18 protein-coding genes and 1 pseudogene are annotated in these 23392 nt (G+C 67.3%); 5 read left to right on the top strand and 14 right to left on the bottom strand.

Going from position 1 to position 23392, the window contains the following annotated elements:
* Nucleotides 1–94: 94 nt before the first annotated feature.
* The 3 genes from ACIP1U_RS19570 to mfd all read right to left on the bottom strand — a co-directional run bounded on the left by ACIP1U_RS19570 (nt 95) and on the right by mfd (nt 6545).
* Nucleotides 95–1498: an amidohydrolase gene (locus ACIP1U_RS19570; protein WP_400318091.1), complete on the bottom strand. Its 1404-nt coding sequence runs from the start codon at nt 1496–1498 to the stop codon at nt 95–97.
* A 262-nt stretch (nt 1499–1760) separates the two neighbouring features.
* Nucleotides 1761–2990, bottom strand: coding sequence for an acetylornithine deacetylase (argE, locus tag ACIP1U_RS19575; protein ID WP_400318094.1), 1230 nt, complete (start codon nt 2988–2990; stop codon nt 1761–1763).
* Nucleotides 2991–3083: 93 nt separating this feature from the next.
* Nucleotides 3084–6545, bottom strand: coding sequence for a transcription-repair coupling factor (gene mfd / locus ACIP1U_RS19580; RefSeq protein ID WP_400318097.1), 3462 nt, complete (start codon nt 6543–6545; stop codon nt 3084–3086).
* A gap of 232 nt (nt 6546–6777) precedes the next feature.
* Here mfd and ispD point away from each other — a divergent pair, with 232 nt between their 5' ends.
* Together ispD and ispF are read left to right on the top strand one after the other, a co-directional pair.
* Complete coding sequence (ispD, locus tag ACIP1U_RS19585) at nt 6778–7527, top strand: 2-C-methyl-D-erythritol 4-phosphate cytidylyltransferase (RefSeq protein WP_400318100.1); 750 nt, start codon at nt 6778–6780, stop codon at nt 7525–7527.
* Between the two features lie 13 nt (nt 7528–7540).
* Complete coding sequence (gene ispF, locus ACIP1U_RS19590) at nt 7541–8050, top strand: 2-C-methyl-D-erythritol 2,4-cyclodiphosphate synthase (RefSeq protein WP_400318103.1); 510 nt, start codon at nt 7541–7543, stop codon at nt 8048–8050.
* Nucleotides 8051–8088: 38 nt separating this feature from the next.
* Here the strand turns inward: ispF and ACIP1U_RS19595 are convergent, their stop codons facing one another.
* The 6 genes and pseudogenes from ACIP1U_RS19595 to ompR all read right to left on the bottom strand — a co-directional run bounded on the left by ACIP1U_RS19595 (nt 8089) and on the right by ompR (nt 12640).
* A complete protein-coding gene (locus ACIP1U_RS19595; protein WP_029049282.1) occupies nt 8089–8664 on the bottom strand; it encodes a GNAT family N-acetyltransferase in 576 nt (191 codons plus the stop codon).
* A gap of 179 nt (nt 8665–8843) precedes the next feature.
* The gene (locus ACIP1U_RS19600; protein WP_063238667.1) at nt 8844–9365 is read right to left on the bottom strand and encodes a carboxymuconolactone decarboxylase family protein; all 522 of its coding nucleotides are present in this window, start codon (nt 9363–9365) and stop codon (nt 8844–8846) included.
* 106 nt (nt 9366–9471) lie between these two features.
* Entirely contained in the window at nt 9472–10020 is a 549-nt protein-coding gene (locus ACIP1U_RS19605; RefSeq protein ID WP_400318108.1) for a peroxiredoxin, read from the bottom strand.
* Nucleotides 10021–10297: 277 nt separating this feature from the next.
* Nucleotides 10298–10486: pseudogene (locus tag ACIP1U_RS19610) on the bottom strand (citrate-proton symporter); the annotation flags it as partial.
* A 57-nt stretch (nt 10487–10543) separates the two neighbouring features.
* A complete protein-coding gene (locus ACIP1U_RS19615; protein ID WP_400318111.1) occupies nt 10544–11893 on the bottom strand; it encodes an ATP-binding protein in 1350 nt (449 codons plus the stop codon).
* 24 nt (nt 11894–11917) lie between these two features.
* Nucleotides 11918–12640: a two-component system response regulator OmpR gene (ompR, locus tag ACIP1U_RS19620; RefSeq protein WP_010810107.1), complete on the bottom strand. Its 723-nt coding sequence runs from the start codon at nt 12638–12640 to the stop codon at nt 11918–11920.
* Nucleotides 12641–12956: 316 nt separating this feature from the next.
* Between ompR and ACIP1U_RS19625 the strand changes: the two genes are divergently transcribed.
* On the top strand, nt 12957–13307 hold the full coding sequence (locus tag ACIP1U_RS19625) for a hypothetical protein (RefSeq protein ID WP_400318116.1): 351 nt from the start codon (nt 12957–12959) through the stop codon (nt 13305–13307).
* A gap of 16 nt (nt 13308–13323) precedes the next feature.
* Here the strand turns inward: ACIP1U_RS19625 and ACIP1U_RS19630 are convergent, their stop codons facing one another.
* Both ACIP1U_RS19630 and hpnD read right to left on the bottom strand, forming a co-directional pair.
* Entirely contained in the window at nt 13324–14586 is a 1263-nt protein-coding gene (locus tag ACIP1U_RS19630) for a Zn-dependent hydrolase (protein WP_400318119.1), read from the bottom strand.
* A 47-nt stretch (nt 14587–14633) separates the two neighbouring features.
* Nucleotides 14634–15470: a presqualene diphosphate synthase HpnD gene (gene hpnD / locus ACIP1U_RS19635; protein ID WP_400318122.1), complete on the bottom strand. Its 837-nt coding sequence runs from the start codon at nt 15468–15470 to the stop codon at nt 14634–14636.
* A 289-nt stretch (nt 15471–15759) separates the two neighbouring features.
* Between hpnD and ACIP1U_RS19640 the strand changes: the two genes are divergently transcribed.
* Nucleotides 15760–16965, top strand: a complete 1206-nt coding sequence (locus ACIP1U_RS19640) for an efflux RND transporter periplasmic adaptor subunit (RefSeq protein WP_400318124.1) — start codon at nt 15760–15762, stop codon at nt 16963–16965.
* A gap of 7 nt (nt 16966–16972) precedes the next feature.
* Complete coding sequence (locus ACIP1U_RS19645) at nt 16973–20086, top strand: efflux RND transporter permease subunit (protein WP_400318127.1); 3114 nt, start codon at nt 16973–16975, stop codon at nt 20084–20086.
* 19 nt (nt 20087–20105) lie between these two features.
* On the opposite strand, the gene ACIP1U_RS19650 is transcribed toward ACIP1U_RS19645, so the two are convergent.
* From ACIP1U_RS19650 to ACIP1U_RS19660, 3 genes are read right to left on the bottom strand one after another with little or no spacing between them, the layout of a single operon-like run.
* Nucleotides 20106–21296, bottom strand: coding sequence for an amidase (locus tag ACIP1U_RS19650; protein WP_400318130.1), 1191 nt, complete (start codon nt 21294–21296; stop codon nt 20106–20108).
* 33 nt (nt 21297–21329) lie between these two features.
* Entirely contained in the window at nt 21330–22346 is a 1017-nt protein-coding gene (locus ACIP1U_RS19655; RefSeq protein ID WP_400318133.1) for an ABC transporter ATP-binding protein, read from the bottom strand.
* A 10-nt stretch (nt 22347–22356) separates the two neighbouring features.
* Complete coding sequence (locus tag ACIP1U_RS19660) at nt 22357–23391, bottom strand: ABC transporter ATP-binding protein (RefSeq protein WP_400318136.1); 1035 nt, start codon at nt 23389–23391, stop codon at nt 22357–22359.
* Nucleotide 23392 lies beyond the last annotated feature (1 nt).

Below are 23392 nucleotides of genomic sequence, written 5' to 3' on the forward strand. Positions count from 1 at the left end.
ACAGGCGAGGATCGGGCGCGCCTCAGGGCAGGGAAGCAGGGCGGCGAGGCGGAAAAACCGCTATTGTAGCCGCCCCGGCCAACTTGCAGCGCGCTCAGCGCTGTGCCATCAGCATGTAGTCCACCGTCAGGTTGGACAGCGCGCGCACGCCGTTGATCAGCGCCGGCTCGTCCACATAGAACTCGGGTGAGTGATTGGAGGGCGCCTTGGTCACATCCTGGCCCTTCGGCGTCACCCCCAGGTTGAAGAACAGGCCGGGCACCTTCTCCTGGTAGAACGAAAAGTCTTCCGACGCCGTTGCCTTGGGCGTGATCATCCAGTTGCCTTCGCCGGCCACGCGCCTGAGCGTGGGCGCCATCTGGTCGGTCAGCGCCGGCTGGTTGATGGTCGCGTTATACAGCTCGACCACGCGGAAACTGGCTTCCGCCCCGGCACTGGTGGCGATGGCCTCGGTGGTGCGCTTCATGCGGGCATGGATGTCCTTCTTCATGCCTTCATCATAAGTGCGGATGGTGCCCATCATCTCGACCTTCTCCGGCACGATGTTCATGCGGTTGCCGCCGTGGATGGTGCCCACGGTAATCACCGACGGCTCCAGCATGGCATTGACCTGGCGGCTCTGGATGGTCTGCAGCCCCATCACGATCTGCGATGCCACCACGATCGGATCGATGCCGCCCCACGGGCGCGCGCCATGGGTCTGGCGGCCTTTGACGTCGATCCAGAACTGGTCCGCCGCGGCCATCGACGCGCCGCTGCGCCAGCCAAGCTTGCCGGATTCGATGCCGCTGCTGACATGCAGGCCGAAGATCGCATCGACCTTCGGATTGTCCAGCACGCCCTCGGACACCATCTGCTTGGCGCCCCACATGTTCGAGCCGTTGGGTTCGAAGTCCGCCGGGCTTTCCTCGGCCGGCTGGAAGATGAACTTGACCGTGCCGGGCAACTGGTCCTTCATGCCGGCGAGCACTTCCGCCGTGGCCATCAAAATCGCCACGTGCGTGTCATGGCCGCAGGCGTGCATCACGTCGACTTCCTTGCCGAGGTACTGGCCCTTGGCCTTCGACGCAAACGGCACGTCGACGCGTTCCTTTACCGGCAGCGCGTCCATGTCGGCGCGCAGCGCAACCACCGGGCCGGGCTTGCCGCCCTTGAGCACGCCCACCACGCCGGTCTTGGCCACGCCGGTTTTCACTTCCATGCCGAGCTTGCGCAGGTGGTCCGCGACCAGCTTCGCGGTACGGGTCTCGTAGTTGCCGAGTTCCGGATGCTGGTGGATGTCGCGGCGCCAGGCGATCAGCCGGGCTTCGACAGCCTTGGCGCGGGTTTCGATCTGGGCGTGGAGGGCGTGGAGGGCGTGGAGGGCGTCGGTGGCGGCGCCGGCCGGGGCAGGCGTGGTCTGTGCCTGCGCGGGGTTGCAGAGCAGGCCGGCCGCGAGTGCGAGGCTGGCGAAAGCAATGCGGACGGTGGAACGGGATGCGGTGGAACGGACGGCCATGCAGGATCTCCTTCGTTATTGTTGGTTTGATGCTGGCAGAGTGGTTGGCTGCTTGGTGAGTGGGGCGCTGGAGTACTGCAGGCTCCGGCCCTCACCCCCGCCCCTCTCCCGCAGGCGGGAGAGGGGAGCAAACAAGCGGGAGGGGATGACTACGATACTGTCGAACGCCGAGGCCGTGCTCCCTCTCCCGCTTGCGGGAGAGGGTTGGGGTGAGGGCCAGCGTATCGACGCAGTGCGGACAACAAAGCCGCTGTGGACCAAATCAGGCCGTAACCCGCAGGCTATCCACCACCTTATGCAAGAACCCTTCGCACGCCGCCAGCTGCTCCAGCGCGACATACTCATCCGGCTTGTGCGCCTGCTGGATATCGCCAGGCCCACACACCACCGCCGGAATGCCGGCACGCTGGAACAGGCCGGCCTCGGTGCCATAGGCGACCTTGTTGGTCTCGCGATCCGCCGTCAGTGCCCGCACCAGCTGCGTGATCGCGGCCTGCTCGGCAACGTCCAGCGACGGCGCGGCGGCGATCTTGCTCAGCGTCAGGTCGGCATCGGCATGCTCGGCGCGCATCTTCGGCAGCAGCACATCGTTGGCATACGCATGGATCCGCGCGTAGATCGCTTCCGGGTCCACCCCGGGCAAATTGCGGAACTCGAACACGAACTCGCACAGCGCCGGGATGGTGTTGAGCGCGATCCCGCCCTGGATCGTGCCGGTCTGCGCGGTGGTATAGGGCACGTCGAAGGCCTGGTCGTAAGGGCCGTTGGCCTTGAATTCATCGGCGATATCGCGGATGAAGCAGATCAGCCGCGCCGCGTATTCGATGGCATTGACGCCGCGCGGCGTCAGCGACGAGTGCGCGGCCTGGCCCCGGACGCAGCAGCGGTAGGCGTTGATGCCCTTGTGCGCGACGATCACGCGCATGCTGGTCGGCTCGCCGACGATGCAGCCGCCGGGCGTCACGCCGCGGTCGCGCAGTTCGGCCAGCAGGTACGGCGCGCCCATGCAGCCGATCTCTTCATCGAAGGAGAGGGCGTAGTGCACCGGCTCGCGCAGCCTTGCGTCGAGGATGGCCGGCAGCAGCGACAGGCTGGTGCCGATGAAGCCCTTCATGTCGCAGGTGCCGCGGCCATACAGCTTGCCGTCGCGGATCGTCGCCTTGAACGGATCGGTGGTCCAGTTCTGGCCGTCCACCGGCACCACGTCGGTGTGGCCCGACAGCACGATGCCGCCGTTGGTGTCGCCACTGGCCGCGGGCACCGTGACAAAGAGATTGGCCTTGTCCTGCTGCGGGTTGTAGCTCAGATGCGGCTTCAAGCCCTTGGCCAGGAAGTGGTCGCGTACGGTCTCGATCAGGCCGAGGTTGGAGTGGCGGCTGGTGGTGTCGTACGCGACCAGCCGCTGGATCCATTCGAGCGCGCTGCCTCGCGCGGCGTGGTCATTGGCGGTCTGGCCTGCGGTCTGGTTCGGGGCGGCGGCTTGGGCTGGCATGGGGCGCTATCACTAACCGATCAAGAGTCCGATGCTACACCCGGTCGCATGTCGAGTCCATGCAAGCGGCGCATGACACCCGCCCCGGCAGCTTTACGCCAGTTGTCGCAGCGTATGCTTGATCGTCTGCGCGCGCACCGTCACGTCCGGCATCTTGGCCTCGATGCGCAACTTGTCCTGCCCGGCCAGCTTGATATGCCGGTTCTTCTGCACCAGGTCGATGATGCGCATGGCATCGATTGGCGGATTGGGCACGAACTGCACGCTGATGGTGGCCTCGCCTGCATCGATCTTGCGCACGCCCAGCGGCGCCGCGGCGATGCGCAGCCGGTGCGTTTCCACCAGCGCCTGCGCCTGCGCCGGCAGCCTGCCGAAGCGGTCGATCAGTTCTTCCTGGATATCGTCGACACGCTCGGCGGTCTCGCAGTTGGCCAGGCGCTTGTACAGCGACAGGCGTTCGTGCACATCCCCGCAGTAGTCGTTGGGCAGCAGCGCCGGCGTGCCGAGGTTGATTTCGGTGGTTGCGGCCAGCGGCGCCATCAGGTCGGGCTCCTTGCCGGCCTTCAGCGCCTTGACCGCGTGGTTGAGCATGTCGGTGTAGAGCTGGAAGCCGATTTCGTGGATCTCGCCCGACTGCTTGTCGCCCAGCACCTCGCCGGCGCCGCGGATTTCCAGGTCGTGCATGGCCAGGTAGAAGCCCGAGCCCAGTTCCTCCATCTGCTGGATCGCTTCCAGCCGGCGCTGCGCCTGCTTGGTCAGGCCGTCGACATCCTGCACCAGCAGGTAGGCATAGGCCTGGTGGTGCGAACGCCCGACGCGGCCGCGCAGCTGGTGCAGCTGCGCCAGCCCGAACTTGTCGGAACGGTGGATCAGGATGGTGTTCGCGGTCGGCACGTCGATGCCGGTCTCGATGATGGTCGTGCACAGCAGGATGTTGTCGCGGCGCGAGACGAAGTCACGCATGACGCGCTCCAGCTCGCGCTCGTGCATCTGGCCGTGCGCCACCGCGATGCGCGCCTCGGGCACCAGCTCGGACAGCCTGGCGCGTTTGTTCTCGATGGTCTCGACTTCGTTGTGCAGGAAGTAGATCTGGCCGCCGCGCTTGAGCTCGCGCAGGATGGCCTCGCGGATCACGCCGTCTTCCTCGCGCCGTACGAAGGTCTTGATCGCCAGCCGCTTCTGCGGCGCAGTGGCGATGACCGAAAAATCGCGCAGGCCTTCCAATGCCATGCCCAGCGTGCGCGGGATCGGCGTGGCGGTCAGCGTCAGTATGTCGACCTCGGCGCGCAGCGTCTTCAGCGCTTCTTTCTGGCGCACGCCGAAGCGGTGTTCCTCGTCGATGATGACCAGGCCCAGGCGCTGGAACTTGACCTGGTCGGACAGGATCTTGTGCGTGCCGATGACGATATCGACGCTGCCCTCGTTGATCTGCTTGATGGCCGCGTCGATCTCTTTCTTGGTCTTGAAGCGCGACAGTTCGACGATGCGCACCGGCCATTCGGCGAAGCGGTCCGACAGCGTCTGGAAATGCTGCTCCGCCAGCAGCGTGGTCGGCGCGAGCATTGCCACCTGCTTGCCGCCCAGCACCGCGACGAAGGCGGCGCGCAGCGCGACTTCGGTCTTGCCGAAGCCGACGTCGCCGCACACCAGCCGGTCCATCGGCTTTCCCGAGGTCATGTCGGCGATCACCGCGGCGATGGCGGCGGCCTGGTCCGGCGTTTCCTCGAAGCCGAAGCTCTCGGCGAAGGTCTCGTAGTCCTTCGGCGACAGCGGGAAGGCGAAGCCCTCGCGCGCGGCGCGGCGCGCGTAGAGGTTGAGCAACTCAGCAGCGGTATCGCGGATCTGCTGCGCGGCGCGGCGCTTGGCCTTGTCCCACTGGCCCGAGCCCAGGTGGTGCAAAGGTGCGGTATCCGGATCGGCGCCGGAGTAGCGGGAAATCACGTGCAACTGGTGCACCGGCACATACAGCTTGCTGCTCTTGTCGTATTCGAGGTGCAGGAATTCCTCCTCGCCCTGGCCCATGTCGAGCGACACCAGGCCATGGTAGCGGCCGATGCCGTGTTCGCTGTGCACCACCGGATCGCCGATCTTCAGTTCGGCCAGGTCGCGCACCATCGAGTCGACCGCGGTCGCCTGTTCCTGCTTGCGGCGGCCGGTGCGGCGCGCGGTGCCGGCGTACAGCTCGGCCTCGGTGACGAAGGCGAGTTGCCCCTGTGGCAGCCCAATGGGCAGCGCGAAGCCGCTCTGCAAGGGCGCCACCGCGATCGAGAAATGCGATTCGCCGGCAAGGAACGCCGCAAAGTCGTCCACCGGCTGCGGGCGCAGGCCGCTTTCGGCAAACAGCTGCAGTAGCGTCTCGCGCCGGCCGGCGGAGTCGGCGCACATCAGCACGCGGGTCTGCCTGTCGAGCAGCAGCGATTCGAGGTTGACCAGCGGGTCTTCGGCTCGCCGGTTGACCGAGACATCGGGCAGGATCGCCGAGAACGGTGTCTGGTCCGCGCCGGGCTCGGCCTGCAGCACCAGTCGCGCCATCGGCTTGGCGCCGACAAAGAACTGCTCCTCGGACAGGAACAGGTCGGCCGGCGGCAGCAGCGGGCGCTCGCGGTCGTGCCGCATGAAGTTGTAGCGCTGCGTGGTGTCGGCCCAGAAGCGGCGGATCGCTTCATCGATGTTGCCCGCGAAGGCGAGCTGCGTATCCGCCGGCAGGTAGTCGAACAGCGTCGCGCTGTCTTCGAAAAACAGCGGCAGGTAGTACTCGATGCCTGCCGACGGCACGCCATTGCCGATGTCCTTGTAGATCGGCGACTTGGTCGGGTCACCCTCGAAGATTTCGCGCCAGCGGCCGCGGAACGCGGTGCGCGCGGCTTCGTCGAGCGGGAACTCGCGGCCCGGCAACAGGCGCACTTCCTTGACCGGGTACAGGCTGCGCTGCGTGTCCGGGTCAAAGGCGCGGATGGTCTCGATCTCGTCTCCGAACAGGTCGATCCGGTACGGCAGCGCGGAGCCCATCGGGTACAGGTCGATCAGGCCGCCGCGCACGCTGTATTCGCCCGGGCGCATCACGGCGCTGACGTGCTCGTAGCCCGCCAGCGTGAACTGCGCCTTTAGCGCGGCCTCGTCCAGGCGCTCGCCCTGCTTGAAGAAGAAGGTGTAGGCCGCCAGGAAGGACGGCGGCGCAAGCCGGTACAGCGCGGTGCTGGCCGGCACCAGCATCACATCGCATTGCCCGCCCTGGATATCGTGCAGCGTGGCCAGGCGCTCGGAGACCAGGTCCTGGTGCGGCGAGAAGCTGTCGTAGGGCAGCGTTTCCCAGTCGGGCAGCAGGCGCACGCGCAGCTCGGGCGCGAACCAGGGGATTTCCTCGGCCAGGCGCTGGGCGTCGACGGCATTGGCGCACACCACTGCCAGCATCGGCACGCGCGCCCGGTGCTGCCGCGCGTAGGCGGCAATAGCCAGGGCATCGGCGGAACCACGCAGGCCGGCCACGGTGTGGCGCAGGCCCGGCTTGATCAGTGGCAGGTTGGCGAAGGGCAGGGAGGGCGTGGCGTCAGGCATGTCGGCAACGGGGCGTTCAAAACGACGACACCCCGCCGGCATCGCGGGCGGGGGTCGGACAGATTGCTGCGGGCACATGGCGGCACCCGCCCACGCCGCCAGGCACGCATGCGCCATGGCGACGGGCAAGGGCCGTATTATAGAATGCGACCCGGTTGTCCCGCTGGCGGCAAAACGCTGGCGCTTGCCCAGTTCCGCAGTTTCACTTCGTCATTCACTTCCTGCCCAAGCCGTGTCCGCTCGCCGCTTTGCCCTGATCCCCTGTGCCGGTACCGGCAGCCGCGCCGGCGGCACCGTTCCCAAGCAATACCAGACCGTGGCCGGCCGGCCGATGATCTGGTACGCGCTGGCGGCATTCTCGGCGTGCGACGCGATCAACGCCACCGCGCTGGTGCTGGCGCCCGACGACATGCCGCTGGAATCGCGCTTCGGCGCCGCCGCGTTCGCCGGACTGCGCTTCGACACCGCCTTCGTTGGCGGCGACACGCGGCATGCATCGGTGCTGGCGGGACTGCATCACTTGGCCCAGCTCGGCGCCACCGATACGGACTGGGTGCTGGTGCATGACGCGGCGCGCCCGGGCCTGACCCCGGCGATGATCCACGCGCTGGTACGCGCGGTGGAAAGCGACGGCGACGACGATCCGGATGCGGCCATCGGCGGCATCCTGGCGGTGCCGGTGCCCGACACCCTCAAGCGCGCGCAGGACGATGCCCGCATCGGCGGTACCGTGCCGCGCGAAGGGCTGTGGCAGGCGCAGACCCCGCAGATGTTCCGGCTGGGCGTGCTGCGCCAGGCGCTGCAGGATGCCATGGCGGCGGGCGCGGTGGTGACCGATGAAGCCAGCGCGATCGAACGGCTGGGGCTGCATCCGCGGCTGGTCAACGGCTCGCTGCGCAATTTCAAGGTGACATACCCGGAAGACTTCGCGCTAGCCGAAGTGCTGCTGGGGACTGGAGCCAATGGAGCCAATGGAGCATAAGGAGCGTAACCGCATGATGCCTTTCGATATCCGCGTGGGCCAGGGCTATGACGTCCACGCGCTGGTGCCGGGCCGCAAGCTGATCCTGGGCGGCGTGGAGATCCCGCACGACCGCGGCCTGCTGGGCCATTCCGATGCCGACGCGCTGCTGCATGCGGTCACCGACGCGTTGCTCGGCGCGGCCGCGCTGGGCGATATCGGCCGCCATTTCCCCGATACCGACGCGCAATTCGCCGGCGCCGACAGCCGCGTACTGCTGCGCGAGGCCGCGCGCCGCGTGCGCGAGGCGGGCTATGAGATCGGCAATGTCGATGCCACCGTGATTGCGCAGGCGCCCAAGCTGGCGCCGCACATTGGCGCGATGGTGGCCAACCTGGCGGAAGACCTGGGGCTGGCGCCCGGACGCTGCAACGTCAAGGCAAAGACCAACGAAAAGCTGGGCTTCGAAGGACGGCAGGAAGGGATCGTGGCACAGGCCGCGGTGCTGGTCTGGCGCGGCTCGGTGACGGGCGCGCAGGACTGAGCGCGCTGTGGCGGGCGCAGTAGGTCGAGACGGCGCTGCTAGCTGCGCGGCGCGTCCGCCGCCGGGGCGTTTTCCGGCGGAATGGCGTAGGTGTAGTCGATCAGCCGCGCCATGGCGCCTGAGCGCGCACCGGCCTCGGTGCGCTTGGTGAAGCCCATCTGCTGCACCAGCCGGTTGGCCGAGGCCATCTCCGGCATGGTCCTTACCAGCAGCGTAGGCGAGCCGATATCGCGCGCGCGCTGGATGCAGATCTGCATCAGCGTGCGCCCAAGCCCCAGACCGCGCGCCTGCGGGCTGACCGACAGCAGCCGCGCCTCCGGCTGCGTCAGCGTGATGGTGCTGCCGTCGAGCGCGGGCAGCGTTGCCCCGGGATGGCAGAACAGCACGGCACCCATGATGCCGTGATCGGTTTCCGCCACCCACCATTCCATGTCGGGATTGCTGGTCGCCAGCACCGCCTGCATGCCGCGCTGGAACGAGGCCCGGCAGTCTTCCATGATTTCCAGCTCATACTGGCCATAGGCTTGCTGCGTGACGGCAGCGATGTCGCCCCAGTCGTGCACCGCGGCAAGGCGGTAGTGGAAACGGGGAGAAGTCGGCGAAGGCAGGGTCATGGCAGGCTGAAAGTGCATATCCTGCCTGGATTGTAGGCCGATCGCCGCGCGAGTGCAGTGCCGGCGCGAGCCCGGTTGCAAGACGGAAACAGCCGGCAATTCCCGCTGGGAAGCTGCCGGCTGCTGTGCTACAGGGGCCGTCGAACGGCCCTTTGGAGGCGCGGGGGCGCGCTATGCGCTTACTGGGCGGCGATCACGTTGGCTGCGGCCACAATCACCGCGGCGATGCGGCCCACGTCCCGCAACTGCTGCGCGGTCATGCCCTGTTCGTTCTTCAGCAGCTGGTAGTGCGACTTTACGCAGAAGTGGCACTTGCCCACGATCGACGCTGCCAGCGCGTACATCTCGAAACGGCGCTTGTCGACGCCGCCATGGGTGGCGTAGGCGTTCATGCGCAGGCCGGCCGGCTGGGTCGACAGGTCGGTGTCGTCCGCCATCTCGACGTACGGGTACCAGGTGTTGTTCATGCCCATCAGCGCCGCGGCGGTCAGCGCGCCGTTGGTTTCCTCGGGCGACAGCACGCCGGCGTTGCGGATGGCATCCACCAGCACCTTGCTCTGCGCCGCGAATGCCGCCGCCAGCGCCACGCCGACCGCATCGTTGCCTTCCAGCGAGGAGCGGGCAATAGTGCCGTCCACGTTCAGGCGGATGTCCTTGGCGAAATCGGGGATCAGGTTTTTAATCGTGCTGAGGAATTCCATTTATTTCTCCTATCGATCGGGGCCCAAAAAACCCGCGCAAGCGGGTTTCGGAGCGGAGGGCGGGGCCCTCTGCGGATCGCCACGGTGTCTGGCGAAGAACTGCAAATTACAGCGTTGCGCCACCAACGGCACGGTTGCACGGGCACAGCTCGTCCGTTTGCAGGCCGTCCAGGATACGCAGGACTTCGTCCGGGTTGCGGCCGACGTTCAGGTTGTTCACCGAAACGTGCTGGATCACGTTGTCCGGGTCGACGATGAAGGTCGCGCGCAGGGCCACGCCAGCGGCCTGGTCGCGCACGCCCAGCTGGTCGATCAGCGAGCCGGTCACGTCGGCGAATTGCCACTGGTCCAGCTTGTTCAGGTCCTTGTGTTCGCGGCGCCATGCCAGCTTGACGAACTCGTTGTCGGTCGAGCCGCCCAGCACGATCGCGTCGCGGTCAGCGAAGTCGCCGTTCAGCTTGGCGAAGGCAACGATTTCGGTCGGGCACACGAAGGTGAAGTCCTTCGGGTAGAAGTAGATGACCTTCCACTTGCCTTCGAACGACTTTTCGGTGATGTCTTCGAAAGCCGATTGGCCGTTCTCTTCGTGATTGTTGAAACCCGGCTTGACACCGACGACGTGGAAGGCTTCGAGCTTTTGACCAACGGTCTTCATAAGACTATCTCCAGATACGTTGCAATAAGTACAGTGCCACCGCTGTGGGCCCGGCGTGGATCCTGCCAGGCACTTTGCTGCGGTGCACCGCGACAAAACGTGATTATGCGTGAACATCCCGCATGGGGCTAATTGATATTCTCAAAGAGCCCGATAGGCACGGCATGCGTGGTTCAGTGCCGCCTGCAGCGCCAGGCAGGGCCGGGCGCTGCGGAGCGGCAAGTATGCCATGCAAGGCAAGCACGCAAATGGCAAGTTGGTGACGATCGGCCGGGTTTCAAGCCGTTTGCAGCACGGCACCGCTGCGGCGCGCGCGGACGGTCACCAGCGAGGCGACCAGGCCGCGCAGGGCGGCGAACATCAGCCACAGGCCGGGCGCGGCCTTGTTGCCGGTGGCGTTGATCAGGTAGGTCGAGATCGCCGGAGTGAAGCCGCCGAACTGCGCCGTAGCCAGGCTGTAGGCCATGGCTGTCGAAAACCTGTCAACGCGCTGGTATGGCTGCCGGTTGCCGCCGGGCGGCCCTCACGCGCGGCGGAAGCAGGCGCTGACCACCAGGCCCGAATCCGGCGCGGCGCGGTTGGCCAGCAGCAGCCGCCCGCCGTTGCGCTGCATGATGCGGTTGACGATGGACATGCCCAGTCCCGCGCCCTTGGCTTCGCTGCGCGCGCTGTCGAGCCGGTAGAACGGGCGCGTCAGCAGCGACAACTGGCCTTCGGGTACGCCATTGCCGCGGTCGGCCACGGTCAGCACCGCTTCCTTGTCGTCGACGCGGGTGGAGATCTCGACCACCGCCATGCCGCTTTGCTCATCCTTGGCGTAGCGGCGCGCGTTCTCGACCAGGTTGTCGAGGATGCGCTGGACTTCCATGCGGTTGGCTACGGCCATCACCGGCTCCTTGGCGCGCACATGCACGCGCACGTCGTCATGCGCGGCGTAGACGCCCACGGCATCGTGCACCAGCGCCGACAGGTCGACCGGTTCGACGGTTTCCAGCGCTGGCCGCGCATAGTTGAGGAACTGGCCGATGATCGCGTCCATCTGTTCGATATCGGCGATCATGGCGTCGCGCGTGGGCGTGTCCATCGGCGACATCTCGGTCTCCAGCCGCAGCCGCGTCAGCGGCGTGCGCAGGTCATGCGAGATGCCGGCCAGCATCACCACGCGGTCGTCGTCGAGCTGGCGCAGGTCTTGCACCATCTGGTTGAAGCTGTGGTTGGCCAGCGCCACTTCGCTGGCGCCGCGCTCGGGCAGCGGCGGCGGGTCGCCGCCGGCGCCCATGGCGCGCGCGGCGTTGGCCAGGCGCTTGAGCGGATAGTTGACGCGCGCGGTGATAAAGGCCGCGCCGATGATCGACAGCAGCAGCGCGGCAATACTCCACCACAGCCACTGGATGCCGGGCACGCGTTCGAAGCGTTCGGGGCTGATAGCGACCCAGTAGTCGTCGCCCTCGATCTCGAAGCTGACCCACACGCCGGGGATGTCGTTGACGGTGGTGGCCAGCACGGTGTCCTCGCCCAGGCGGCCGCGGATTTCCTGCTGCACCAGCGAGGTCAGGAAGGGATTGGCCGTGGGCGCGGCGAAGTCGTCGTCCTTCTCGCGCGGATAGACCTTGATGCCTTCGTTCTGCACCAGGTCGAGCAGCAGGAAGCGGCGCCGCGCGGGGTCAGAGTAGAGCAGCGCGGCGCGCGTGAGCTTGACCACGCTGACCACCTGCATGGCGATCTGCTGCGCGCGCGGGGCGCGTTCGAACAGCCGGTAGCTCTGGAACCAGATACCCAGCGAGATCGCCAGCAGCAGGGCGATAAGCATGAAGGTTCGCCAGAACAGCGAACCAAAGAACCGCGTCGCAGTTCTGCCGATAACGGTCGCCACGATAGGAACAGCGGCCGATATCGGTTATTTCACGCCATCGGGAATGAAGACGTAGCCCAGGCCCCAGACCGTCTGGATAAAACGCGGGTTGCTCGGGTCCGGCTCGATCAGCTTGCGCAGGCGCGAGATCTGCACGTCCAGGCTGCGGTCGAACACTTCATATTCGCGGCCGCGCGCCATTTCCATCAGCTTCTCGCGCGACAGCGGCTGGCGCGGATGGCGGGCAAACACCTTGAGCACCGAGAATTCACCGGTGGTCAGCGTGATCTCCTCGTCGTTCTTGGTCAGCGTGCGCGTGGCCAGGTTCAGCACGAAGTCGCCGAAGGCAAACGTCTCAGGCGTTTCGGACGGGGCGCCGGGCACTTCTGCCGGGCCCTTGCGGCGCAGCACCGCATGGATGCGCGCGATCAGCTCGCGCGGGTTGAACGGCTTGGGCAGGTAATCGTCGGCGCCCATTTCCAGGCCGACGATGCGGTCCACGTCCTCGCCCTTGGCGGTGAGCATGATGATCGGGGTCTGGTCGTTGGCGCCGCGCAGCCGGCGGCAGATCGACAGGCCGTCTTCGCCCGGCATCATCAGGTCCAGCACCAGCAGGTCGAAACGCTCGCGCAGCCAGAGCTTGTTCATCGCGGTGGCGTTTTCCGCCACCAGCACGGTAAAGCCCTGTTCGCCCAGATAGCGGCGCAGCAAATCGCGCAGACGCGGGTCATCGTCGACGACAAGAATCTTGTGGCTGGTATTTTCCATGGCGGTATCTTAGCGACTATCGCTTTCGCTCAAAATGGCTTAACAAAACGTTACATACTTTACCCCGTGGTATGGCGGCGTGCATCAATCGTGCGATTACACTGCGCCATCCCGTCCTTTTGCGTCCCTTGCGCGCCGATTTTCCGCGCATTTGCACCGCAGGATCCACGGCATCTGCCGACCCGGCTCGCAGGCCCTGGCCCGATGCTTGCAGAGGACAGCGGTGCCAGACGGGGATCAGACGGGGTAACGAAATTTCCCGGCTTCAAGGCGGGTTCAACTACCGCCTTTCCCGAAGCCAAGACCGCCATTATCAATGAAAGTGAACCGAACCCGGCACGGGCATCCGCAGCATGGTATCGCCGGCGCATGCATTGCGCTTGCGGTTGCCGCATGGCTGCTTGGGCCGGCCGGTCCAGCGCGGGCCCAGTCGGCCGGCATGGCCAACCTGCTCAAGCGCCATCCGTCGGCGCAGGCGAGCGATCCGGGCAATGGCCAGCGCGAGGCGCGTGCCCGTGCGGAGCGCCATCGCGCCGAGCAGCGCGAGACCGACCGCCGCCGCGCGGAAGACCGCGAGCGCGGCGGTTCGCGGCTGTCGCCGGACGAGCGGCGCCGGCTGCGCAAGAGCCTCTACGATTTCCGGCGGGAGATGTACGACGGCAGCTGAGCGCTGCCGTCTACCGTCAGCCGCGCGGCTGGAAGTGGCGCAGGAAGTCGACGAAGACTTCGGCCGCCAGCTGTGCATCATCGGCGGTGATGGTCTCCAGCGGGTTGTGGCTGATCCCGCCATTGCCGCAACGCACGAACAGCATCGCCACGTCGGTGATGCGATGCATCATCATGGCGTCGTGGCCGGCGCCGGAAGGCAACTCGAACGCCTCCATCCCCCGCTTCTTCAGTACCGCGCCGAACTGCTCCATCAGCCAGCGGGCGCAGGGCGCGTTATTGACCGGCGGTACGCGCTCGACCTGAGCCGACAGCCCGCGCCGCGCGGCGATCCGTTCGATGCCGGCAACGATGTCCGCAATGGCTGCCTCGCGGATGTCGTCGGCGCCCGCGCGGATATCCATCGAGAAGGTGCAGGCCGCCGGGATCACGTTGCTCGATCCGTTCGGCACCTGAAGCTGGCCCACGGTGCCGACCAGCGTGGGCGCGGCGGCGCAGCGCTCTTCCACCAGCAGGATCATTTCGGCCGCACCCGCGGCGGCGTCCTTGCGCATGCCCATCGGCGTCGTTCCGGCATGGCTGGCCTGGCCTTCCACCCGAACCTGGAAGCGGCTGCTCCCGGCAATCTGCGTGACCACGCCCAGCGGCAGGTCGTGGTGCAGCAGCACCGGTCCCTGTTCGATATGCAATTCGACGAAGCCCAGCAGCGCCGCCGGATCCAGTGCCGCCGCGCGCAGCGCTTGCAGATCGCCGGCACCGGGCAGGCCGGAGGTGGCCAGCGCCTCGGCCAGCGTGATGCCGTCAGCGTCGACGCGGGTGAGCAGCGCGGGATCGAAGCGGCCCGCCAGCACGCTGCTGGCCAGGAAGCTGGTCTTGAAGCGCAGCCCTTCCTCCTCGGCGAATCCCACCACCTCCAAGTGGTACGGCAGGCGGATCGCGGCCCGGTTCAGCACATCCACCACGGCGATCGGCAACAGGATGCCGAGGCGCCCGTCATAGCGGCCGCCATTGCGCACCGTATCGAAGTGCGAGCCGGTCATCAGCACGCGGGCATCGGTAACGGCGGGGTCGGCGGCGTAGCGGCCGATGACATTGCCGATGGCGTCGATGCGCACCTCCATGCCCGCAGCGTCCATCCATTGCGCCAGCTGGTCCTGCGCGGCACGGTGCGCCGGCGTCAGGTAGGCGCAGGTCAGGCCGTCTTCCATGTCGGAGAAACGGGCTAGCTGGTCGGCGTGGTCGAGGATGGCCTGGCCGAGGGAAGCGGTGGTCTGGGTCATAACGGGTGTCGGCGGGTGTCGTGACTAGGCTGTCTATTTACTATGTGTCAACCATTGCGGATCCAGGTCTTCCAGGCGATCCACAGCTTGCGCAGCGGCGTCAGGGCGATCCGCTGGCTGAGGACCTGAAACTGGCTGGCTTCCAGCTCATCGAGCAGCGCATGGTAGATCGCCCCCATCAGCAAGCCGGCGCGCTGGGCACGGCGGTCCTGGCGCGGCAGGGCCGCCAGCGCTTCGCGGTACAGCTTGCGGGCGCGTTCGGCATGGTATTGCATCAGTGCGACGAAGCGCTCGGAATGCTGGCCCTTGAGGATTTCGGAAGCCGGCACCTGGAACTGCTGCAGCGTATCGACGGGCAGGTAGATGCGGCCGCGCCGGGCATCCTCGCCCACGTCGCGCAGGATATTGACCAGTTGCAGCGACAGCCCGAGCTTCTCGGCAAATTCCAGCGTCTTCGGGTCGGTGTAGCCGAACAGCCGAGCGCTGAGCGTGCCGACCACGCCGGCCACGCAATGGCAGTAGCGGTTCAGGCCGGCTTCATCCAGGTAGCGCGTCTGCGTGAGGTCCATCTCCATGCCTTCGAGCACTTCGGTCATTTCGACCTGCGGCAGGCCGGCGCCGGCAATATGCGGCTGCAGTGCCTGGGTGGTCGGGTGCGTGGGCGCGCCGTCGAACAGCCGCCGCAATTCCGCGCGCCACCAGTCCAGCTGCTGGTGCGCCAGGCTCGTATCATGCGTATCGTCGACCACGTCGTCGACTTCGCGGCACCAGGCGTACAGCGCAGTGATGGCGCGCCGGCGCTCTGCCGGCAGGAACAGGAAGCTGTAATAGAAGCTGGAGCCGCTCTGGGCGACTTTTTCTTGGCAATACTGATCGGGCGTCACGCCGGTCTCGGTCTGAAGATGGGGTGGGGGAAGCGCGGGGCGCCGATTGTAGCATCGCCGATCCGGCCAGCCGGACACTGCCGGATGGCCGGGTGACAGACATTTCATCACAGCTCATCCGCCGGGAACGGCACCTGAGGGGGCATTCCAGACGTTTCGTCGCCTGCCGTTTGACGCACCCCCATGGGCTCGCTATATTACTGACCGGCCAGTTATTTATTGCCCCGCACTGGCCTCCGCGGCCGACGGCCTGCCTTGCCAGCTGTTCCATCCGACTCCTAGCTTACCGATGCCAGTGCATTGCCCAGTGCCGGAAGTTGCGGCCGCAGCGACTCTTTTTGACACAAAATCGTTACGCCGCGCGCGTTTCGGGCGTTTCGGGCGTTCGGGACGGGTTGCCGCGCTGGTGGCCGCCGCCGCCATCGCGCTCGCGGGCTGCGGCAAGAAGGCGGAGCCGGCGCCCGAGGTCCGTCCGGTGCGCCTGATGCACCTCAGCCAGCACAGCGGCAAGACCGCCTTCGAGTTTTCCGGAGATGTGCGCCCGCGCGTCGAATCGAGGTTGGGGTTCCGCGTGGGCGGCAAGATCGCGGCCCGCCTGGTAGACGTGGGTAACGTTGTCACCAGGGGCCAGCCACTGGCCCGGCTGGATCCGACTGACCTGTCCCTTGCCGAAGCCGGTTCGCGCGCCCAGTTCGAGGCCGCGAAGACCGACCGCGACCTCGCCGCGTCGGACCTGAAGCGCTACAACGACCTGTTCGCCAAGGGCTTTATCAGCGCCGCCGAACAGCACCGGCGCCAGGCCAATTTCGAGGCGGCCGACTCGCGCCTGCGCCAGGCCCAGGCCGGCCTGCGCAGCCAGTCCAACCAGACCGCCTACGCCGTGCTACATGCCGACGCCGACGGCGTGGTCACGGCCATCGACGCCGAGGTGGGCCAGGTCGTCACCCCCGGCCAGCCGGTGGTGCGCGTGGCCCAGACCGCGGAGAAGGAAGTGGCGATCGGCCTGCCGGAAGACCAGGTCGACCTGCTGCGCGGCATTACCGACGTCAGTATCCATACCTGGGCCGAGCCGCAGCGCGCGCTGCCCGGCCGGGTGCGGGAGATTGCCGCGGCTGCCGATCCCGTCACCCGCACCTATGCCACCCGCGTCACCATTCCCAATCCGCCCGCCGACCTCAAGCTCGGCATGACTGCCGTGGTGACGTTCGTGCGGACCGGGGCCACCCCCGCGATCCGCGTGCCGCTGACAGCGCTGCTGCAGGAACAGGGCCGCAACCAGGTGTGGATCTACGACGCGGCCGCCGGCACGGTCAAGCCGGTCACGGTGATGCTGGGCGACGCGGTCGGCAACGAGGTAGAGGTGCGCCAGGGCCTGGCGCCGGGCCAGACCATCGTCACCGCAGGCGTGCACCTGCTGCGCCCGGGCCAGAAGGTGCGGCCGCTGCAGGCCGTCGCGCCCGCTTCCGCCCCGGCCCCGACGCCTAAGCAGGGCTGAGGGCGGCATGGATCATTCCCGCTTCAACCTGTCGCGCTGGGCGCTCGAGCACCAGCCGCTGACCCGCTACCTGCTGGTAGTGCTGCTGCTGGGTGGCCTGCTGGCGTTCTTCCAGCTGGGCCAGGACGAGGACCCGCCCTTTACCTTCCGCGTGATGGTGGTGCAGGCGTTCTGGCCGGGTGCCACCGCCGAGCAGATCGCGGTGCAGGTGACTGACAAGATCGAACGCCAGCTGCAGGAAGTGCCTTACGCCGACAAGATCCGCAGCTTCTCCAAGCCCGGCGAAACCACGGTGATCTTTCAGCTCAAGGACACCTCGCCGGCGAAGGAGACGGCGCAGATCTGGTACACCGTGCGCAAGAAGATCGGCGATATCCAGCACACGCTGCCAGCGGGCGTGCGCGGGCCGTTCTTCAACGATGAGTTCGGCGACGTCTACGGCACTATCTATGCGCTGTCCGCCGACGGCTTCAACTACAAGGAGCTGCGCGAGTACGCCGACCTGGTGCGGCAGGAACTGCTGCGCGTGCCGTCGGTGGCCAAGGTGTCGCTGATCGGGCTGCAGGACGAGAAGGTCTATATCGAATTCAACCAGGCGCGCTTTGCCCAGCTCGGGCTGGACATCAATGCCATCGCCGAACAGATCTCGCAGCAGAACAACCTGACCGGCAGCGGCGTGTTGGTCACGCCGAGCGACAACCTGCAGGTACGCCTGTCTGGCCAGTTCGCCAGCGTCGAGGACCTGGAGAACCTGGTGCTGCGCGGGCCCAACGGCATCGCCAATATCCGTCTCGGCGACATCGCGCACGTGTACCGCGGCTATGTCGACCCGACCCAGACGCGGATGCGCTTCAACGGCAAGGACGTGATCGGGCTGGGCATCTCGATGCAGAAGGGCGGAGACATCATCCAGCTCGGCAAGGACCTGCGTGCGGCTTTCGAGAAGCTGCGCGGGCAGCTACCGGTCGGCATCGAGATGGACCAGGTCCAGGACCAGCCCAAGGCGGTCAGGCAATCGGTGGGCGAGTTCGTGCGCGTGCTGATCGAGGCCGTGGTGATCGTGCTGGCGGTCAGTTTTGTCGCGCTGGGTTTGCATACGCGGCCGCTCCGGCTGGATATGCGGCCCGGACTGGTGGTGGCGCTGACGATTCCGCTGGTGCTGGCGGTGACCTTCCTGTTCATGCACATCTTCGGCATCGGCCTGCACAAGATCTCGCTGGGCGCGCTGATCGTGGCGCTGGGCCTGCTGGTCGACGACGCCATCATCGCGGTCGAAATGATGGTGCGCAAGCTGGAAGAGGGCTTCTCCAAGATGGAGGCGGCCACCTTTGCCTATACCTCGACGGCGATGCCGATGCTGACCGGCACGCTGATCACGGCGGCGGGCTTCCTGCCGGTTGGGCTGGCGCGCTCGACGGTGGGCGAGTACACCTTCGCCATCTTTGCCGTGACCGCGCTGGCGCTGGTGCTGTCATGGCTGGCTGCGGTGTATTTCACGCCTTACCTCGGCTATCTGCTGCTCAAGACGCACGGCGCGGGCGCGGGTGAGCATCATGAGGTGTTCGATACGCCGTTCTACGCGCGCTTCCGCCGGCTGGTGGACTGGTGCGTGGCCTGGCGCAAGACTGTGATCGCCATCACGCTGGTGACATTCGTGCTGGGCATCTATGCCTTCAAGTTCGTCGAGAAGCAATTCTTCCCCGACTCCAGCCGGCCCGAGCTGATGGTGGAGCTGTGGATGCCGGAAGGCACCAGCTTTGCCCAGATGGAAGCCGAAGCCAAGCGCTTCGAGCGGCTGGTGGGCAAGGACAAGCAGGTGGAAAGCCTGACCACCTTCGTCGGCACCGGCGCGCCGCGCTTCTACCTGCCGCTCGACCAGATCTTCCCGCAAAGCAACGTGGCGCAGGTGATCGTGATGCCGGTCAGTACCGAGGTGCGCGATGCGTTGCGCCGTCGCATCATCGCGCTGCTCGACACCGAATTCCCATACCTGCGCGGCCGCGTCAAGCTGCTGCCGAACGGCCCGCCGGTGGCGTATCCGGTCCAGTTCCGCGTAATCGGTCCGGAGGCGGGCGCGGTGCGCCAGCTGGCCGACCAGGTCAAGGCCGTGATGCGCGCGAACCCGAACACGGTCGGCGTCAACGATAACTGGAACGAGAACGTCAAGATGCTGCGCCTGGAGATCGACCAGGACAAGGCGCGCGCGCTGGGCGTGTCCACCAGCGCGATCGCGCGCGTGACGCAGACCGTGCTGACCGGCGTGCCGGTAGGCCAGTACCGCGACGGCGACAAGCTGATCGAGATTTCGATGCGCACGCCACGCAGCGAGCGCGACGCCATTTCCGACCTGAACAACGTGCTGGTGCCGACCAATGCCGGCCGCACCGTGCCGTTGACCCAGGTGGCACGCGTGGCATTGAAGTCCGAGCCCGGCGTGGTCTGGCGCGAGAACCGCGACTTCGGCGTGACCGTGCAGGCGGACGTTGTCGACGGCATCCAGGGCCCGACCGTGACCGCGCAGATCAACCCGCAGCTGGACAAGCTGCGCGCGCAGCTGCCGGCGGGCTACCGCATCGCCGTGGCCGGCGCGGAAGAAGAAAGCGGCAAGGCCGGTGCCTCGATCGCCGCGCAGCTGCCGCTGTGCATCTTCCTGATCTTTACGCTGCTGATGCTGCAGCTGCACAGCTTCTCGCGCGCGCTGATGGTGTTCCTGACCGGCCCGCTGGGCCTGATCGGCGCCGCCGCGACGCTGTTGCTGCTGCGCGCGCCGATGGGGTTTGTGGCGCAGCTGGGCATTACCGCGCTGCTGGGCATGATCATCCGCAACTCGGTGATCCTGGTCGACCAGATCGAGCAGGACATCAGCGCGGGCGTGCCGCCCTGGACCGCCATCGTCGAGGCCGCGGTCCGCCGCTTCCGCCCGATCATCCTGACCGCCGCCGCGGCGGTGCTGGCGATGATCCCGCTGTCGCGCTCGATGTTCTGGGGGCCGATGGCGGTGGCGATCATGGGCGGGCTGATCATCGCCACCGTGCTGACGCTGCTGTTCCTGCCGGCGCTGTATGCGGCGTGGTTCCGCATCAGGCGGCCCGAAGCAGGGGTTGGGGCGCTGGCAGTCTGACAGGCCGCGGCGGCCGGCCTCAGGCCGGCGTGGCGTCGATCCGCTCTGCCAGCGCGACCAGGCTGCGGTCGCTGCCGGCCGGCCCCAGCAGCGAAATGCCGAGCGGCGCGCCGTCGCGGCTGGCCAGCGGCAGGCTGATCTGCGGGAAGCCGCTCAGCGGCGTCAGGCACAGCGTGTGCGACGCCAGGTTGCGGTAGCTTTCCAGCGCTTCGATCGGCGTGGCGCGCAGCGGGGCGATGTCGGGCATGGTCGGCAGCACCAGCACGCCGTCGTCGCCGAGCAGGCTGGCGAGATGCGCGGTAAAGTCGCGCCGCACCGCGCTGGCCTCATCGAACTGTGAGCGCGTCACGCCCTTCGAGAACGCGAAGCGCGCGGCCACGTCGGCACCCAGCTCCAGCCCATACTGCTCGATCAGCGCGCCGTCGCTCTGCCACGCTTCCCAACCCTGGATGTAGCGGAAGGCCCACCACAGTTCGGACAAGGGCCGGTCGGCCACCGTCACGGGTGATGCCTTGCCCAGCGCTGCCTCGATCGTGGCAATGGCCGGCGACAGCGCGGCGCGGGCCTCGGGGGTAGGAAGCGTGAACAAGTCAGCCGCAAGCAGCAGGCGGGGCAAGGCAGGCAGCGGCTTGCGATCGGCGCCGAACATCACCTCGGCAACGCGCGCAAAGGCGCCCGCGTCCCGCGCGAAGAAGCCGCAGGTATCCAGGCTCTCGGACAGCGGCAGGCAGCGTGCCAGCGAAATGCGGCCGTGCGTGGGCCGGATGCCATACAGCCCGCAGTGGCTGGCCGGCGCGCGCACCGAGCCGCCGGTATCGGAGCCGAGCGCGAAATCGCACAGGCCGTTGGAAACCGCCGACGCCGAGCCCGACGACGAGCCGCCGGTGATCCGGTCCGGCGCCGCGCCGTTGACCGGCCGGCCGTAATGGGCGTTCTGCCCGTTCATCGAGAACGCGAGTTCGTCGGTATGGGTCTTGCCGACGAAGGTGGCACCGGCATCGAGCAGGCGCTGCACTGCCGGCGCCGTGGTGGCCTTGATGCCCGAGCGCGCCAGCACATGCGGATTGCCGCCGCCGGTGGGATAACCCGCCACGTCGAACAGATCCTTGACGGCAAAGGTGAGCCCTTGAAGCGGACCGCTGGCGGCATGGGGCACGGCAACGTCCGGATATGGCATGAAGGCGCGGGCGGGATGGGTGGCAAGCGTCATGAATGATCTCTTGGGAGGTTGGCGACAACGGGATTACGCCGCAGTGGCAACGGCTGGCTCGGCAGCGAGCACACAGCTGACGCGGTGCCCGGTGCCGACGCTGACCGGTGCCGGCACCGCGGCCAGGCAGGCCGGGCGTGCATGCGGGCAGCGCGGCGCGAAGGTGCAGCCGGGCGGCAGGGCCGCCAGGTCGGGCGGGGCGCCGCCGATGGCCTGCAGTTGCTGGCCGCGCGCCATGCCGTGCTGGCGGCTTTGCAGCAGGGCAATGGTGTACGGGTGCCGTGCCTCGCGCAGCAGCGTGCGGATCGGGCCTTCCTCGACGATGCGGCCGCCGTACATCACCGCGACGCGATCGGCAATTTCCACCGCGGCGCCGATGTCATGGGTGACAAAGACGATCGACAGGCCCAGCTCGCGCTGCAGTTCGCGCAGCAGGATCAGCACCTGGATCTGCACGGTGGCGTCCAGCGCCGTGGTGGGCTCGTCCGCCAGCAGGATCTTGGGGCGTGCCGACAGCGCCAGCGCGATCATCGCGCGCTGGCGCATGCCGCCTGACATCTCGTGCGGGTAGGCGGCCAGGCGCCGCTCCGGGCTGGGGATGCGCACTGCCTCGAGCGCCTTGAGCGCGCGTTCTTGCGCCTCGGCGGCTGAAACCTTGCCGTGGGCGCGGATGCACTCGACGATCTGCTGGCCGACCGTGTAGACCGGATCCAGCGCCAGCAGCGGTTCCTGGAACACCATCGCCACGGTGCCGCCGCGCAGGCGTGCCAGCGCCCGCTTGTCCAACGCCATCACGTTGGCGCCGTCGATGCGGATGTCGCCTTCCATGCGGGTGCGCCGCGGCGGGTGCAGCCGCATCAGCGCGCGCAGCGTGACGCTCTTGCCCGAGCCCGACTCGCCGATCAGTGCCACAGCCTCGCCGGCGCCGACGTCGAGCGAGACACCGTTGACCGCACGGATAGTCTTGCCGCCGCCGGAGAAGGTGATGTGGAGGTCCCGCACCGAGACCATGGGTGCGCCGAGGGAAGCTTGTTGTGGGGTCGCAGTCATATCGGAGTCCTCAGGACGCCGTGGCCAGCAGGCAAGCCGCCGAATGGCCTGGCGCCAGTTCGGCAAGCTGCGGTTCCCTGCGCGCGCAGGCGTCCTGCGCCATGGCGCAGCGCGGGTGAAAACTGCAGCCGGGAGGCGGGTCGATCGGGTTGGGCGGGTCGCCGGCCAGCGGCGCGGTCTCGGTGCGGCGGTCCGGATCCATCGACGGCATCGACGCCAGCAGCGCGCGCGTGTAGGGGTGCGCGGGGTTGCGGTAGAGGGTCTCGGTGTCGCCGATTTCCACCACCTTGCCCAGGTACATCACCATCACGCGGTCGCACAGATAGCGCACCACGTTGAGGTCGTGGCTGATGAAGACGTAGGTCAGATCGAACTCGGCCTTCAGTTCGAGCAACAGGTTCAGCACCTGCGCCTCGACGGATTTGTCCAGCGCCGACACGGCCTCGTCCAGGATCACCAGCCGCGGGCGCAAGGCCAGCGCGCGGGCGATATTGACGCGCTGGCGCTGGCCGCCCGACAGTTCGTGCGGATAGCGCCCGGCAAAGCGCACCGGCTCCAGCCCGACGCGCTGCAGCAGGAAGCGCGCGCGCTCGGTGGCCTCGCGCGCGGGCACGCCGTGCACGCGCGGCGTAAAGGCGATCGACTCTTCGATGGTGAGGCGCGGGTTCAGCGACGAATAGCTGTCCTGGAACACCATCTGCACCTGGCTGCGGAACTGCTTCATCGGCAACTGCGCCGAGCCGACGCCTTGCGCGTCGAAGATCAGCTCGCCGCTGTCCTGCCCGGTCAGTTGCATCAGCAGCCGCGCGGTGGTGGATTTGCCGCAGCCGGACTCGCCGACCACGCCAAGCGTCTCGCCCTTGAGCACGTCGAAGCTGACGCCGTCGACCGCGCGCACCGCGGCCGCGCGCGAGCGCAGGCCGGGTATGCCGGCTTTGATCGGGAAGTGCTTGACCAGCCGGTGGGCGATCACCAGCGGCTGGGCCGGGCCGCCGATGTCGCGCGTCGCAGTAGTGGGGGAAGGGGCCTGCATCAGTGCTGGCATG

The organism is Cupriavidus sp. NPDC089707 (assembly GCF_044748965.1).
Taxonomy (GTDB): Bacteria; Pseudomonadota; Gammaproteobacteria; order Burkholderiales; family Burkholderiaceae; genus Cupriavidus.